Raw genomic sequence first — 14,485 nt, 5'->3', positions numbered from 1 at the left:
CGAGGAACCCACGATGAAGCCGCTCGACCCGCGACTGCTGCGCCTGTCGCGGACGGCGCGCGGCTTCGTCGTGGCAGCCGCGGGCACCGGGGCACTGCGGACGCTCGCGACCGTCGCCGTCGCATGGGGGATCGCCGCTGCCGTGACGCTCGGGGTCGACGCGGTCGGCGAGGGCCGCCTGCCCGTCGCGTTCGCGCAGGCGCTCGCGCTCCTCGGCGGTGCGTTCGTCGTCCGGGCGGTCGCCGCGTGGGCGACCGACGACCTCGCGGCCCGGGCGGCAGCACGCGTGAAGAGCGAGCTCCGCACGCGGGTCCTCGCCCGGGCCGCCGAGCGCGGACCGGCGTGGCTGGCCGCGCGGTCGAGCGCCGGGTTCGCCACGACGCTCGGACCGGGTCTCGACGCCCTCGACGCGTACTTCGGCCGGTTCCTGCCGCAGCTCGCCCTCACCGCCATCGCCACGCCGGTGCTGCTCGTCGCGATCGGCCTCGGCGACCCGACGAGCGGCATCGTGGTCCTGTGCGCGCTGCCGGTGATCCCGGTGTTCATGGTCCTCATCGGCCTCGCGACCCAGGCGCTGCAGCGGAGGCAGTCCGACGCCCTCGCCACCCTCGGCGGCGCGTTCACGGAGGCGGTCGAGGGCCTCGCGACGCTGAAGGTCTTCGGTCGGGCACGGCGACAGGTCGGGCGGATCGGCGCTCTCACGGACGGCTACCGTCGCGCCACGATGGGCGTCCTGCGGCTCTCCTTCGTCAGCGGTTTCGCGCTCGAGCTCGCCGCGAGCCTCGCGGTCGCGCTCGTCGCGGTGTCCATCGGGGTCCGGCTCGTCGACGGCTCGCTCGGCCTCGGGGCCGCGATGTTCGTCCTCGTCCTGGCACCCGAGGCCTTCGCGCCGATCCGACAGGTGGGTGCCGACTTCCACGCCGCGCAGGACGGTGTCGAGGCCGCCGCGGCCGTGCTGGACGTCCTCGACGACGACGGTGACGCGGCCGTCCCGACGAGCCCGACGCCGCTCCCGGCTGCTGGTGCGCTCGTCCTCGACACCGTCACGGTCCGCCGCCCGGACGTCGTGATCGGTCCGATCGACCTCCGTGCCGAGCCGGGCACGGTGGTCGCACTCGCGGGCCCGAGCGGATCGGGCAAGTCGAGCATCATCGCTGCGCTCCGCGGCGCTGTGGCGCACGACGGCACCGTGACCGTGCCCGGTCCAGCCGGGACGACCGCGGCGGAGCGGACGACCTGGGCCGACCAGCGGACGCGCCTCGTGGGCGGCACCGTCGCCGAGAACGTCGCGCTCAGCGCGACCCCCGACGTCGTCGCCGTGACCACGGCGCTGCGTGAGGCGGGGCTGGGTGTCGACCCGGGCCTCCCGGTCGGGTCCGGCGGAGCCGGTCTGTCCGGTGGACAGGCGCAGCGCGTGTCCGTCGCCCGCGCCCTGTACCGCGCGAGTCGGGCGGACACCCCCCTCGTCCTCCTCGACGAGCCCACCTCCGCACTCGACGCCGACTCGGAGTCGCAGGTCGTCGCGGCGATCCGCCGGCTCGCCGCCGACGGCCGCGTCGTCGTGGTCGCCAGCCACCGCCCTGCAGTGCTCGCAGCGGCGGACGTGCGGATCGACGTGCGCACCGGTGGCGCCGTCACGGTCACCGCCGCGAGCGGAGCGCGGGCGTGAGCCGGGAGGCACGACACGACTCCGTCCTGCGGCTCGCCCTGCCGCGCGGGGCTGGGTGGGGCAAGGCCGTGGGGGCCGGCGTGGGCAGTGCGCTGTGCGCGGTCGCCCTGCTCGCCGCGAGCGGCTACCTCATCACGCGTGCCGCGGAGCACCCGCCGATCCTCTACCTCACGCTCGTCATGGTCGGGGTGCGGGCGTTCGCGCTCGGGCGGGCGGCCCTCCGGTACGTGGACCGCCTCGCCGGTCACGACGCGTCGTTCCGCCAGCTCGCCGTGGTCCGGACGGAGATGTACCGCCGACTCTCGTCGGTCGCGCCCGCCGGTCTCGGCGCGACCGGACGCGGCGACCTCCTCACTCGGCTCGTCACGGACACCGACCGGCTGCAGGACCTGCCGATCCGGGTCGTCGGGCCGCTCGTGTCCGCCGGGGTCGTGGCGCTCGTGTCCGTCGTCGCGGTCGCGCTCGTCTCGGTGCCCGCTGCGGTCGTGCTCCTCCTCGCCCTCGCGGCCGAGGCGCTCCTCGGGTCGGTGGTGACGGTCGCCGTCGCGCGGCGCTCGGACGAGCGGACCGCAGCGGACCGGGGCCGGGTCGCGGACCTCGTGCTCGACACCGTCCGCGCGCTCGACGTCTTCGCCGCCCACGGCGCCCTCGACGAGCGACTCGCGCACATCGCGCGGCTCGACCGGTCCGTGACCGCCGCCGTGCGTCGTCGGGGCGCCGTCGAGTCCCTCGTCGGTGCCCTCGGCGGGCTGCTGGGCGGCGCGGCGGTCGTCGGGATCCTCGCGGTCGGCGCACCCGCGGTGGTCTCCGGGGCCCTCGACGGACCCCTCTGGGCGCTCGCGGTCTTCGTCCCGCTGGCGCTCTTCGAGGTCATCGGCGGGGCGCCGCTCGCGGTCCTGACACTGCGTCGGGTGCGCGCCGCTGCCGACCGGGTCGAGGCCGTGGTGCCCACTGCGCTGCCGACCGGGATCGTGCCGGAGCCTTCCACACCCGCAGACCCTGCCTCGCTCGTCGTGGACGGCGCCGTGTCGGTCTCCGTCCGTGACCTGTCGGTGCGTTGGCCCGGCGCGAGCGTCGACGCCGTGTCCGGGGTGTCGCTCGACCTGCTCCCCGGCGAGGTCGTCGTGCTCGAGGGGCCGAGCGGCGCCGGCAAGTCGACGCTCGTGGACGCGCTCGTGCGGTTCGTCGACCACCGCGGCTCGTACGCGATCGACGGCGTCGAAGCGCGCGACATGCACCCCGACGCGGTCCGCGCACGCATCGGCCTCATCGAGCAGGACCCGTTCGTGTTCGACCAGTCGGTCCGGCAGAACCTGCTGTTCGCACGCGACACCGCGACCGACGAGGAGCTGCTCGACGTCCTCGACCGGGTCGGGCTCGGTCCGTGGGTCGTCGGGCGGGGCGGGCTCGACGCCGGCGTGGGGGAGCGCGGCGTCCTCGTGTCCGGCGGGCAGGCGCACCGGCTCGCGCTGGCCCGTGCGCTGCTGCACGCGTTCCCGGTGCTCGTCCTCGACGAGCCGACCGCGGACATCGACCCCGACCTCGCCGAGGCGCTGCTGCGTGACCTCGTCGGTGCCGCTCGGCGGGCCGGGCGGACCGTGGTGATCGTCTCGCACGTGCCCGTGCCGGTCGACCTCGTCGACCGCACCCTGCGGATGCGGGACGGACGACTCGTCAGCGCATGACGGGCCGCAGCCGACGTCACGGGGCCGAGCCGGGCCTCCAGGCCTTGTAATCTTGGTGACCGTGACCACCGAGCAGTACGCCGAGGACCCGAACGCCTACGACTTCCGTCGACTCCAGGAGAAGTGGCAGCCCCGCTGGGAAGAGCTCGGGCTCTTCACCACGGACCTCGACGACACGCGGCCGCGGAAGTACATCCTCGAGATGTTCCCGTACCCGTCCGGCGACCTGCACATGGGGCACGCGGAGAACTGGGCGCTCGGTGACTTCGTCGCGCGCTACTGGCGGCAGCAGGGCTTCAACGTGCTGCACCCGATCGGCTGGGACTCCTTCGGCCTGCCGGCGGAGAACGCGGCGATCAAGCGCGGGGTCGACCCCAAGGAGTGGACCTACGCGAACATCGAGCAGCAGAAGGCGTCCTTCAAGCGCTACGCGCCGTCGTTCGACTGGACGACCGAGATCCACACCTCGGACCCCGAGTACTACAAGTGGAACCAGTGGCTGTTCCTCAAGATGTACGAGAAGGGCCTGGCGTACCGGAAGGACAGCTGGGTCAACTGGGACCCGGTGGACCAGACCGTGCTCGCGAACGAGCAGGTGCTGCCCGACGGCACCTCCGACCGCTCGGGCGCCGTCGTCGTCAAGAAGAAGCTGACGCAGTGGTACTTCAAGATCACGGAGTACGCGGACCGGCTGCTCGACGACCTCAACCAGCTCGAGGGGCGGTGGCCGGCGAAGGTCATCGCGCAGCAGCGCAACTGGATCGGTCGGTCGGTCGGCGCCGGCGTCGACTTCGTCATCGAGGGGCGGGACGAGCCCGTCACGGTGTTCACCACGCGCCCGGACACGATCCACGGGGTGACGTTCCTGGTCGTGGCGCCCGACTCGGACCTGGCCGCGTCTCTGGTGGCCTCCGCGTCCGCCTCCGTCCGTGCGGACTTCGATGCGTACCTCGTCGCGACGCAGAAGACCTCGGAGATCGACCGGCAGAACGCCGACCGCCCGAAGACCGGCGTGCCGCTCGGACGCTCCGCGATCCACCCGCTGACGGGGGAGCGCCTGCCCATCTGGGCCGCCGACTACGTCCTCGCGGACTACGGCCACGGTGCCGTCATGGCCGTGCCCGTGCACGACCAGCGCGACCTCGACTTCGCGCGGGCGTTCGACCTGCCCGTGAAGGTCGTCGTGGACACGAACGCTCCGGTGACCGGGGCGATCCCGGTGATCCCGGACGGCGCGACGCTGGAGGACCTCCCGGCGCTCGACCCGGTGTCGACGGGCGAGGCCCTGACCGGCACCGGTCGCATGATCAACTCCGGGCCGCTCGACGGCATGTCGAAGCAGCACGCCATCACCGCGGCGATCCGCCTGCTCGAGGAGCGCGGGACCGGCCGTGCGGCCAAGACGTACCGCCTGCGCGACTGGCTCATCTCCCGCCAGCGGTTCTGGGGCACCCCGATCCCGATCATCCACGGCGCGGACGGCACCGAGCACCCGGTGCCCATGGACCAGCTGCCCGTCCGGCTGCCGTCGACCGAGGGGCTCGACCTCAAGCCGAAGGGCACCTCGCCGCTCGGTGGCGCGACCGACTGGGTGAACGTCCCGAACCCCGTCGACGGGACCCCGGCGACGCGTGACACCGACACGATGGACACGTTCGTCGACTCGTCGTGGTACTTCCTGCGCTTCCTGGCCGCGAACGACGACACGCAGGCGTTCGACCCCGCGATCGCGCGCAAGTGGGCGCCGGTCGACCAGTACATCGGCGGCATCGAGCACGCGATCCTGCACCTGCTGTACGCACGCTTCGTGACGAAGGTCCTGTTCGACCTCGGCTACCTCGACTTCACCGAGCCGTTCACGGCGCTGCTCAACCAGGGCATGGTGCTGTCGGGTGGCTCGAAGATGTCGAAGTCGAAGGGCGGCGTGTCCCTCGGCGACGAGCTCGACGCCAACGGGGTCGACGCGATCCGCCTGGTGATGGGCTTCGCCGGCCCGCCCGAGGACGACATCAACTGGGAGGACGTCTCCCCGTCGGCGTCCGCGCGCTTCCTGGCCCGCGCCTACCGGCTCGCGCTCGACGTCACGTCCCCGAAGGACGTCGTCTGGGCCGACGGCGACCGGGCACTCCGCCAGGTCACGCACCGGTTCCTCGCCGACGCACCGGGCCTCATGGAGTCCTTCAAGTTCAACGTCGTGATCGCGCGGCTCATGGACCTCGTGAACGTGACGCGCAAGGCGATCGACAGCGGCCCCGGCGCGGGCGACCCCGCCGTGCGCGAGGCCGTCGAGACCATCACGCTCGGCCTCGCCGTGTTCGCTCCGTACGTGGGCGAGGAGATGTGGGAGAAGCTGGGCTACGAGCCGACGGTGGCCACGTACGGGTGGCGGAAGGCCGACCCGACGCTGCTCGTGCAGGACACGCTGACGGCGGTCGTGCAGGTCAACGGCAAGGTCCGCGACTCGTTCGAGGTGTCGAAGTCGATCGAGCCCTCGGAGCTCGAGGCGCTCGCGCGGGAGTCGGCGAACGTGCAGCGGTACATCGGTGAGCGCGAGATCGTGAAGGTGATCGTGCGGGCGCCGAAGCTCGTGAACATCGCGATCAAGGGGTAGCTGCGCGGGCGCGGGTGCGGGCGCGCTCGATCGGGGCGCGGGCGCGCTCGATCGGGGTGGGGCGCGCGGGTGCGCTCGATCGGGGTGGGGCGCGCGGGTGCGCTCGCTCGGCGTGTGGCGAGTCCTGCACAGGTGCCGGTGCTGGTGGGGTCGTCCACGGCTGACCCGCGCGGAGTCCGGTCGCGAGGCTCGGCTCCCTAGCGTTCCGGTATGTCCTCACGCTTCTCGCTCACACCCCGTGCCGCTGTCGTCTTGGCCGCGGTCGTCGCGGTGGTCGCCGTGCTCGTGATCGTGCTCGGGACCCGGTCGGCTGGCGGTGGATCCGCTGCCGAGGTCGTCGTCAGCGACGCGCCGTCAGCCGAGCCGGCCTCCACGGCGGGCGGGCCGACGGCCGATGGCCCCCCGGCCGGTACCGGTCCTGACACGAGCACGGCCACGCCGTCGGTCGTCGTCGTGCACGTCGCGGGCGCGGTCGGGAAGCCCGGCGTGGTCACGCTGCCGGCCGGCAGCCGGGTCACGACGGCGCTGGAGCGCGCAGGGGGTGCCGCCCGCGACGCCGATCTCGCACGGGTGAACCTGGCTCGCCCGCTGGTGGACGGGGAACAGGTCTACGTGCCGCGCGTCGGGGAGACGGACGTCCCGATCGCCCTGCCGGACGGCGATGCGGGCGGTGCGGGTGCCCCGAGCGCATCGGGATCGACCGGGTCGGACACGGTCGTCGACCTGAACGCCGCCGACGCCGCGACGCTCGAGACGTTGCCGGGGATCGGGCCCGCGCTGGCGGAACGGATCCTCGCCTGGCGGGAGGAGCACGGACGGTTCGCCGCCGTCGAGGACCTGCTCGACGTCAGCGGGATCGGGGACGCCAAGTTCGCCGACCTGCAGCCGCGCGTCCGGGTCTGACCGCATGGGCTCCGTGCGCAGTGCCGTGCACGCTCGCCTCGCCGACCTGCGCATCGCGGCGCCGGCGGCCGTCGCCTGGGTGTCCTGTGCCGTCCTCGTCGGCGTCCCGGACAGCGCGATCGCGGTGGTGATCGGCGGCGGCCTGCTCGTGGTGGGCGGGATCGTCCTCCTCACGCTCCTGCCACGGCTGCACGGCGGCGCGATCGCAGTCGCTGTCGGCCTCGTGGTGACGAGTGCGCTGCTCGTCGTGCTCGTCGCCGTCGCCGTTGCCGTCGGCGAGCAGCGGCGGAACCCGCCGGAGCTGCCCGGAGACCCCGGCCAGCGGACGGTCCGGCTCGTGCTGGACCGGGACCTCGAGCGCGGTGCGCGTTCCGTCGCGGCGACCCTGATCGCGACGGAGGACTCGGCCGGGCTGCGTGTGCCGGTGCGGCTGGTGCCCGACGTCCAGGGACGGGGTGCCGAACGGTTCGCCGCCGGGTCCACCCTCGTCGGCACCGGGGCGGTGGAGCCCGACGCCGCGGGGTCGCCCACCGCGTGGGTGGTGTTCCTGCACGGCCCGGTCGAGTCCCGCGCGCCGACGGGGCTCCTCGCCCTCACCGATGGTGCTCGCCGAGCGTTCGTCCGGGTCACCACCCAGCTCCCGGAGCCCGGCGCTGCCCTCCTCCGCGGACTGGCGATCGGCGACCGGAACGGACTCGACCCCGACACCGAGGGCGCGATGGAGACGGCAGCCCTCACGCACCTGACCGCGGTGTCCGGGGCCAACTGCGCCGTCATCGTCGGGTTGGTGGTGCTCCTCGGCCGGGCCTGCGGCCTCCCGCGGGTCCTCCGCGCCGGGGTGGCCGTCGCGTTCCTGCTCGCGTTCGTGGTGCTCGTGCGTCCGGACCCGTCCATCGTCCGGGCGACCCTGATGGCGGTCGTGGCGCTGGTGGTGCACCTGTCCGGGCGGCCCGTCCGTGGCGCCCAGCTCATCTCGCTCGCCGTCATCGGGATGCTCGTGGTGGACCCGTGGTACGCACGGTCCTTCGCGTTCGCGCTGTCCGTGCTCGCGACGAGCGGGATCGTGGTGCTCGGGCCGCCGCTGACCGACCTGCTCGCGAGGCGACTGTGGACACCGGTCGCCGCCGCAGTGGCCGTCCCGGTGGTCGCGCAGGTGGCGTGCTGGCCGGTGACGATCCTCCTCGCGCCCGCGCTGCCGACGTACGCCGTGCCCGCGAACCTGCTCACCGAACCACTCGCGCCGATCGTCACCGTCGTCGGACTCGGTGCCTGCCTCTTCGCGCCCGTGTGGCCCGGTGCGGCCTCCGTGCTGGCCGCCGTCGCCTGGGTCCCCGCGAGCGCCGTCGGGTGGGTCGCCCGCACGGCCGCCGCGTTGCCCGGTGCATCCGCGCCGTGGCCGCCCGGCGTGCCGGGCGTCGGCCTCGCCGTCGTGGTCTCCGGGTGTGTGGTCGTCTCGTGCTTCGTCGCGGCGCACGTCCGACTCCGGCTCCTGCTCGCCGCGGGCGTGGTCGTCGTGCTCGGCATCGGCCTCGTCGCCGTGCCGCAGACCGTCGTCCGTGGCAGCGTGCCACGGGACTGGACGATCGCGGCCTGCGACGTGGGCCAGGGCGATGCGGTCCTGCTGCGTTCGGGTGGCGCGACAGCGCTCGTCGACACAGGGGACGACCCCGAGCGCCTCGCCGCGTGCCTCGACCTGCTCGGCGTGGGACACATCGCGGTGCTCGTGCTGACGCACTACGACCGGGACCACGTCGGCGCGACGTCGGCGGTCGCCGCCTCGGTCTCGACCGCGCTCGTCGGCCCCACCGGCCGACCTGCGGACGAGCGGGTGCTCCGCGACCTGCGGGGCGCCGGGGTCGAGGTCCGCCGGGCCGCCGCCGGGACAGCGGTGCAGCTCGGCAGCCTCCGTCTGGTGACGCTGTGGCCACCCCGGTCGTCGACCGCGTCCGGGAACGCCGCGAGCATCGCCATCCGGGTCGAACCCGATCCCGCCTGCGCCGGCTGTCCGTCGGCGATGCTCCTCGGGGACCTCGGCGAAGCGGCACAGCGGCGGCTCGTCGGTGCGGGCGGCGCCGAGCGGCCGGTCGACGTGGTCAAGGTGTCGCACCACGGCTCGGCGGACCAGGACCCCGGGCTGTACCGATCGCTCGGTGCCCGGATCGCGCTCATCGGCGTCGGAGCGGACAACACCTACGGGCACCCCACCCGGCAGGCGCTCGACATGCTGGCCGCTGCCGGAAGCGCCGTGTACCGGACCGACCGCAACGGGACCGTCGTCGTCGCACCGGGGAACGACGGCCCTCGGGTGTGGACGGAGCGCTCGGACCCGGAGCCCTCGGCCCGTTCCGTCGGCTCCGCCGGGTCGGGGGTCGGCCGTAGGATCGACGTGGCGACCGGAGCACGACCGGTCGCCGCACCGGAAGGACCGCATGCCCGCCAAGAAGCCCGCGCGCGCCGCCGCGAAGATCGACCAGGTGCCGTGGTCGGGGATCCGCCCCGCCCCGGTCGTGCTCGTCACCGGCCCCGAGGCCTTCCTCGCCGACCGGGCCGTCGGCGCGCTCCGCGACCTGCTCGTCGGCGAGGACCCGGCGCTCGAGATCCACGACCTCGAAGCCGACCAGTACGCACCGGGCCTGCTCGCCACGCTGGCCAGTCCGTCGCTCTTCGGTGAGCCCCGTCTGGTCCGGGTCACGAACGTCGAGAAGTGCACGGACGCCTTCATCACGGAGACGATCGCCTACCTCGAGGGACCGGCGGACGACGTCACCCTCGTCCTGCGTCACGGGGGCGGGATGCGCGGCAAGAAGCTGCTCGACACGATCCGCAGCGGCGTCGGTGGCGGGGTCGAGGTGCAGTGCGACGAGCTCAAGCGCGACACGGACCGCGTCGACTTCGTGAACGCGGAGTTCCGGGCTGCCCGGCGGAAGATCGCGCCGTCGGCGGTGCGGACGCTCGTGGCGGCGTTCGCGGACGACCTCGCCGAGCTCGCGGCTGCGTGTCGGCAGCTGCTCGCCGACTCGGCCGACGAGATCACCGACAAGGTCGTCGACAAGTACTACGGCGGCCGGGTCGAGACGAACGCCTTCAAGGTGGCCGACATCGCACTCGCCGGGCGTTCTGCCCCGGCGATCGTCGAGTTGCGGCACGCGCTCGCGACGGGGGAGGCCCCGGTGCCCATCGTGGCGGCGTTCGCGAGCAAGATCCGCACGATGGCGAAGGTCAGCGGCTTCCGCGGATCGAGCGGGCAGGCGGCCTCGGCGCTCGGGATGGCGCCGTGGCAGGTGCAGCGAGCACAGCGGGACGTCGCCGGCTGGAGCGAGGCGGGGCTGGCGAACGCGATCCTCAGCATCGCGGCGGCGGACACCGCGGTGAAGGGCGGGTCACGTGACGCGCACTACGCGCTCGAAGTGATGGTGCGGACCATCGCCCGGCGCGGCGAGGACCGCTGAGGCGTTCCGGAAGCCCGGAGTCGGGAGCTGACTTCCGTTGCCGTTGCCGTTGCCGTTGCCGCTGCCGTTGCCGCTGCCGCGCGACGTTGCGGTTGCGGTTGCCGTTGCCCTTGCCGCTGCCGCTGCCGCGCGACGGTGCCGCTGTCGTACGACGTCGATCACGTCGTTCTCCGCGGTCGCCGCACTCGCGCGTGCACAAGCGGCGACGTGGCCGATGTCGTACGACAGCAGCCGGGTCGTTCGACGACGACGACCGCACTCGCCCCACGACCGCACTCGCCCCACGTCCGCACCCGCCCCACGACCGCACCGCCGCACGTCCGCACCGCCGCACACCCCCACCCCCCCACCCCGCACACGACGAAGGCCCCGCACCGGAACGGTACGGGGCCTTCGAGGAGCCGGACTCAGAGAGCCGAGACCTTCTTCGCGATCGCCGACTTGCGGTTCGCGGCCTGGTTCTTGTGGATGACACCCTTGCTCACGGCCTTGTCGAGCTTCTTCGACGCGAGGGCCAGGGCCGCCACGGCCTTGTCCTTGTCGCCCGAAGCGATCGCCTCGTTCGTGTGGCGGATGTGCGTCTTGAGCTCCGAGCGGTACGCCTTGTTCCGCTCGGTGGCCTTGAGGTTGGTCTTGATGCGCTTGATCTGCGACTTGATGTTCGCCATGCGTGTTGCTCCTGTTCGTCTCTACGGGTGGTCGCGACCGCTGGGTAGAGGGGCCCTTGGTCGCATCGCGTTCCACCCGTGGGCGGGGAACGCGGAAGCCAGCCACCAACACTACCAGGCGCAGGGCCGCCGACCAAAGCCCGACAGGCCGCGGACCGGAGCCCCGGACCGGAGCAACACGGCATCGAGAACGCCGGAGCAGCCGGAGCCACACCGCACCGGATCCGGCCGAAACCGCCCGGCAACACACGGTCGCTACCGTGGCGGTCATGCCGTCCCTCGCACCACGCATCGACACCGTCCCCGCTTCCGGCATCCGGAGGGTCTTCGAGCAGGCCGCCCTGCTCCGAGCGACCGGCACGGACGTCACGATGCTCGTGATCGGCGAGCCCGACGTGCCGGTGGCGCCGCACATCGGCGAGGCCGCGCGCCGCGCATGGTCGGAGGACCGGACGGACTACACGCCGAACGGTGGGATCACGCCGCTCCGGCAGGCGATCGTCGACAAGCTCCGGCGCGAGAACCGGGTCGAGGTCGACCTCGAGCAGGTCTGGATGACGATCGGCGCGACACAGGCGCTGTTCCAGGCGATGACGCTCGTGCTGAGCCCGGGAGACGAGGTGCTCGTGCCCGACCCCGGCTACACGACCTTCACGATGAACGCGCACATCCTCGGCGCGACACCGGTGCCGTACCAGCTGACGCCGCAGCACGGGTTCGAGCCCGACCTGGCCGCGCTCGAGGCGAGCATCACCGAGCGGACGCGGGCGATCATCGTGAACTCCCCGTCGAACCCGCTCGGTTCGGTGTTCGGCGAGGAGACCCTCCGCGACCTCCTCGCACTGGCGAAGCGGCACGACCTGTGGGTCGTCAGCGACGAGGTCTACGAGTACTTCACCCACGGGACCCGGCACATCAGCATCGCCGCCCTCGACGAGGACGACCGTGTGTTCTCGGCCTTCTCGCTCAGCAAGACCTACGCGATGACCGGGGTCCGGGTGGGCTACCTCGTGACACCGAAGGGGCTCGGGCCGACGATGCGGACCACGCAGGAGGCGATGATCAGCTGCGTCGCCGAGCCCGACCAGTACGCGGCCCTCGCGGCGATCGTCGGGGACCACTCGGCCGTCCGGGACGCGCGCGAGCACTACCGCGCGAACCTCGAGGTCGCGAAGGCGGTGCTCGACGCCGCTGGCTTCCGCTACCTCGACCCGCGAGGCGCGTTCTACCTCTGGGTCGACGTCTCGCACGCGTCGGGCGGCGACGTCGCGGAGTGGGCGCTCGCCCTGCTGCAGCGCGAGCACGTCGCGGTCGCACCCGGCAGCGCGTTCGGCCGCACCGGCGAGGGCTGGATCCGCGTCTCGCTCGCCGCGACCGCGGAGGACCTCCGCCGCGGCCTGGGAGCGCTGCCCGCGCCCGCCACGGCGACCGTCTGACGGGCAGGGCCCACGCCGCCGGTTCCGACCCGACGCGCCATCGGCGGGTCGGCCGTGCCGGTGGGGCGAGGCGCGGTGCGGACCCGCCCCGCGCCTCCAGTCAGTCCTGCACAGCGTCCAGGGCGGGGACCGGCCTCCACAGGACGGCCCGCGGCTGCGCGCCGTCGGCGCGCGGACGTGGGACAATCGTTCGACCGTCCCGACCCCTGAGGAACCGTGAGCCCACAAGCATCCGCGCCGCTCGAGCCCGCCGCGACCCCGGCCGAGGCGATCCGCAACTTCTGCATCATCGCGCACATCGACCACGGCAAGTCGACCCTGGCCGACCGCATGCTGCAGATCACCGGCATCGTCGAGGAGCGGGCGATGCGCGCGCAGTACCTCGACCGCATGGACATCGAGCGCGAGCGCGGCATCACGATCAAGTCGCAGGCCGTCCGCATGCCGTGGGAGCTCGACGGCAAGACCTTCGCCCTGAACATGATCGACACGCCGGGACACGTCGACTTCTCGTACGAGGTCTCCCGTTCGCTCGCCGCGTGCGAGGGCGCGATCCTCCTGGTCGACGCCGCCCAGGGCATCGAGGCGCAGACCCTCGCGAACCTCTACCTCGCGCTCGAGAACGACCTCGAGATCATCCCGGTCCTCAACAAGATCGACCTGCCCGCGGCCGAGCCGGACAAGTACGCAGCCGAGCTCGCGCAGCTCATCGGCGGGTCGCCGGACGACGTCCTCCGCGTCTCCGGCAAGACCGGCGTGGGCGTGCCGGAGCTCCTCGACCGCGTCGTCGGCACCGTGCCGCCGCCCGTCGGCACGGTGGACGCCCCGCCCCGCGCGATGATCTTCGACTCGGTCTACGACAGCTACCGCGGGGTCGTCACCTACGTCCGCATGGTGGACGGCACCATCTCGCCACGCGAGAAGGTCCAGATGATGTCGACGAAGACGACGCACGAGATCCTCGAGATCGGGGTGTCGTCGCCGGAGCCGAAGCCGACGACGGGCCTGAGCGTCGGCGAGGTCGGCTACCTCATCACCGGCGTGAAGGACGTCCGCCAGTCCAAGGTCGGCGACACGGTCACGAGCGCGCAGAAGCCCGCGACCGACCCGCTGGCCGGCTACACCGACCCGAAGCCGATGGTCTTCTCGGGTCTGTACCCGATCGACGGTTCCGACTACCCGGACCTCCGCGAAGCGCTCGACAAGCTCAAGCTGTCCGACGCCGCGCTCGTGTACGAGCCCGAGACCTCCGTGGCGCTCGGGTTCGGCTTCCGCTGCGGGTTCCTCGGGCTGCTCCACCTCGAGATCATCACCGAGCGTCTGAGCCGCGAGTTCGGGCTCGACCTCATCACCACCGCCCCGAGCGTGATCTACGAGGTCACGAACGAGGACAACTCGGTGACCGAAGTCACGAACCCGTCCGAGTTCCCCGGCGGCCGCATCGTCGAGGTCCGCGAGCCGATGGTCCGCGCAGCCATCCTCGCGCCGAAGGACTACGTCGGCGCGATCATGGAGCTCTGCCAGTCGCGCCGAGGCTCGCTGCTCGGTATGGAGTACCTCGGTGAGGACCGCGTCGAGATCCGGTACGAGATGCCCCTCGGCGAGATCGTCTTCGACTTCTTCGACCAGCTGAAGAGCAAGACGCAGGGCTACGCGTCCCTCGACTACGAGCCGACGGGCGACCAGGCGGCCGACCTCGTCAAGGTCGACATCCTCCTCCAGGGCGAGCAGGTCGACGCGTTCAGCGCGATCGTGCACCGCGACAAGGCGTACGCGTACGGCACCCTCATGACCGAACGGCTCCGGAAGCTCATCCCGCGCCAGCAGTTCGAGGTCCCGATCCAGGCCGCCATCGGTGCTCGCATCATCGCCCGCGAGAGCATCCGTGCCATGCGCAAGGACGTCCTCGCGAAGTGCTACGGCGGTGACATCACCCGCAAGCGCAAGCTCCTCGAGAAGCAGAAGGAGGGCAAGAAGCGCATGAAGATGGTCGGCCGGGTCGAGGTCCCGCAGGAAGCCTTCATCGCCGCGCTCTCGGGCGACGTGGAAGAGAAGAAGAAGTAG

General features: G+C 72.7%; 8 protein-coding genes and 1 pseudogene. 8 read left to right on the top strand and 1 reads right to left on the bottom strand.

The genetic code is table 11. The features are described 5' to 3' along the window. Positions 1–13: 13 nt before the first annotated feature. The 6 genes and pseudogenes from cydD to holA all read left to right on the top strand — a co-directional run bounded on the left by cydD (position 14) and on the right by holA (position 10,317). Positions 14–1,669 carry a thiol reductant ABC exporter subunit CydD gene (gene cydD, locus IEY20_RS06175; protein WP_188888971.1) on the top strand — a complete coding sequence of 552 codons (1,656 nt, stop codon included), beginning with the start codon at positions 14–16 and terminating at the stop codon, positions 1,667–1,669. Further along, positions 1,666–3,354, top strand: a complete 1,689-nt coding sequence (gene cydC, locus IEY20_RS06170; RefSeq protein ID WP_229727910.1) for a thiol reductant ABC exporter subunit CydC — start codon at positions 1,666–1,668, stop codon at positions 3,352–3,354. The genes cydD and cydC overlap by 4 nt, the downstream gene beginning before the upstream one ends. A gap of 61 nt (positions 3,355–3,415) precedes the next feature. Then, positions 3,416–5,965 (top strand): leucine--tRNA ligase, encoded by a 2,550-nt coding sequence (gene leuS, locus IEY20_RS06165; protein ID WP_175328636.1) that lies wholly within the window; start codon positions 3,416–3,418, stop codon positions 5,963–5,965. Between the two features lie 210 nt (positions 5,966–6,175). Beyond that, on the top strand, positions 6,176–6,868 hold the full coding sequence (locus IEY20_RS06160) for a ComEA family DNA-binding protein (protein ID WP_022904291.1): 693 nt from the start codon (positions 6,176–6,178) through the stop codon (positions 6,866–6,868). Positions 6,869–6,872: 4 nt separating this feature from the next. After that, a pseudogene (locus IEY20_RS17260) lies at positions 6,873–8,630 on the top strand (ComEC/Rec2 family competence protein); the annotation flags it as partial. A 667-nt stretch (positions 8,631–9,297) separates the two neighbouring features. Further along, positions 9,298–10,317, top strand: coding sequence for a DNA polymerase III subunit delta (gene holA, locus IEY20_RS17045; RefSeq protein WP_229727907.1), 1,020 nt, complete (start codon positions 9,298–9,300; stop codon positions 10,315–10,317). A gap of 407 nt (positions 10,318–10,724) precedes the next feature. On the opposite strand, the gene rpsT is transcribed toward holA, so the two are convergent. Then, entirely contained in the window at positions 10,725–10,985 is a 261-nt protein-coding gene (gene rpsT / locus IEY20_RS06150; protein WP_022904294.1) for a 30S ribosomal protein S20, read from the bottom strand. Positions 10,986–11,254: 269 nt separating this feature from the next. Here rpsT and IEY20_RS06145 point away from each other — a divergent pair, with 269 nt between their 5' ends. Both IEY20_RS06145 and lepA read left to right on the top strand, forming a co-directional pair. Further along, positions 11,255–12,421, top strand: coding sequence for a pyridoxal phosphate-dependent aminotransferase (locus tag IEY20_RS06145; protein WP_175328634.1), 1,167 nt, complete (start codon positions 11,255–11,257; stop codon positions 12,419–12,421). A gap of 216 nt (positions 12,422–12,637) precedes the next feature. Then, positions 12,638–14,485 carry a translation elongation factor 4 gene (lepA, locus tag IEY20_RS06140; RefSeq protein WP_175328633.1) on the top strand — a complete coding sequence of 616 codons (1,848 nt, stop codon included), beginning with the start codon at positions 12,638–12,640 and terminating at the stop codon, positions 14,483–14,485.

The organism is Curtobacterium luteum (genome assembly GCF_014646995.1).
In the GTDB taxonomy this organism is placed as follows: Bacteria; Actinomycetota; Actinomycetes; order Actinomycetales; family Microbacteriaceae; genus Curtobacterium; species Curtobacterium luteum.
Note: the sequence above shows the minus strand (reverse complement) of the source record. Positions and strands in the feature narration are given on the sequence as shown.

What these genes read in the sequence shown, in the direction of transcription:
- cydD (WP_188888971.1), top strand. Translation starts at nt 14, where the DNA reads ATGAAGCCGCTCGACCCGCGACTGCTGCGCCTGTCGCGGACGGCGCGC.
- IEY20_RS06160 (WP_022904291.1), top strand. Translation starts at nt 6,176, where the DNA reads ATGTCCTCACGCTTCTCGCTCACACCCCGTGCCGCTGTCGTCTTGGCC.
- holA (WP_229727907.1), top strand. Translation starts at nt 9,298, where the DNA reads ATGCCCGCCAAGAAGCCCGCGCGCGCCGCCGCGAAGATCGACCAGGTG.
- rpsT (WP_022904294.1), bottom strand. Translation starts at nt 10,985, where the DNA reads ATGGCGAACATCAAGTCGCAGATCAAGCGCATCAAGACCAACCTCAAG.
- IEY20_RS06145 (WP_175328634.1), top strand. Translation starts at nt 11,255, where the DNA reads ATGCCGTCCCTCGCACCACGCATCGACACCGTCCCCGCTTCCGGCATC.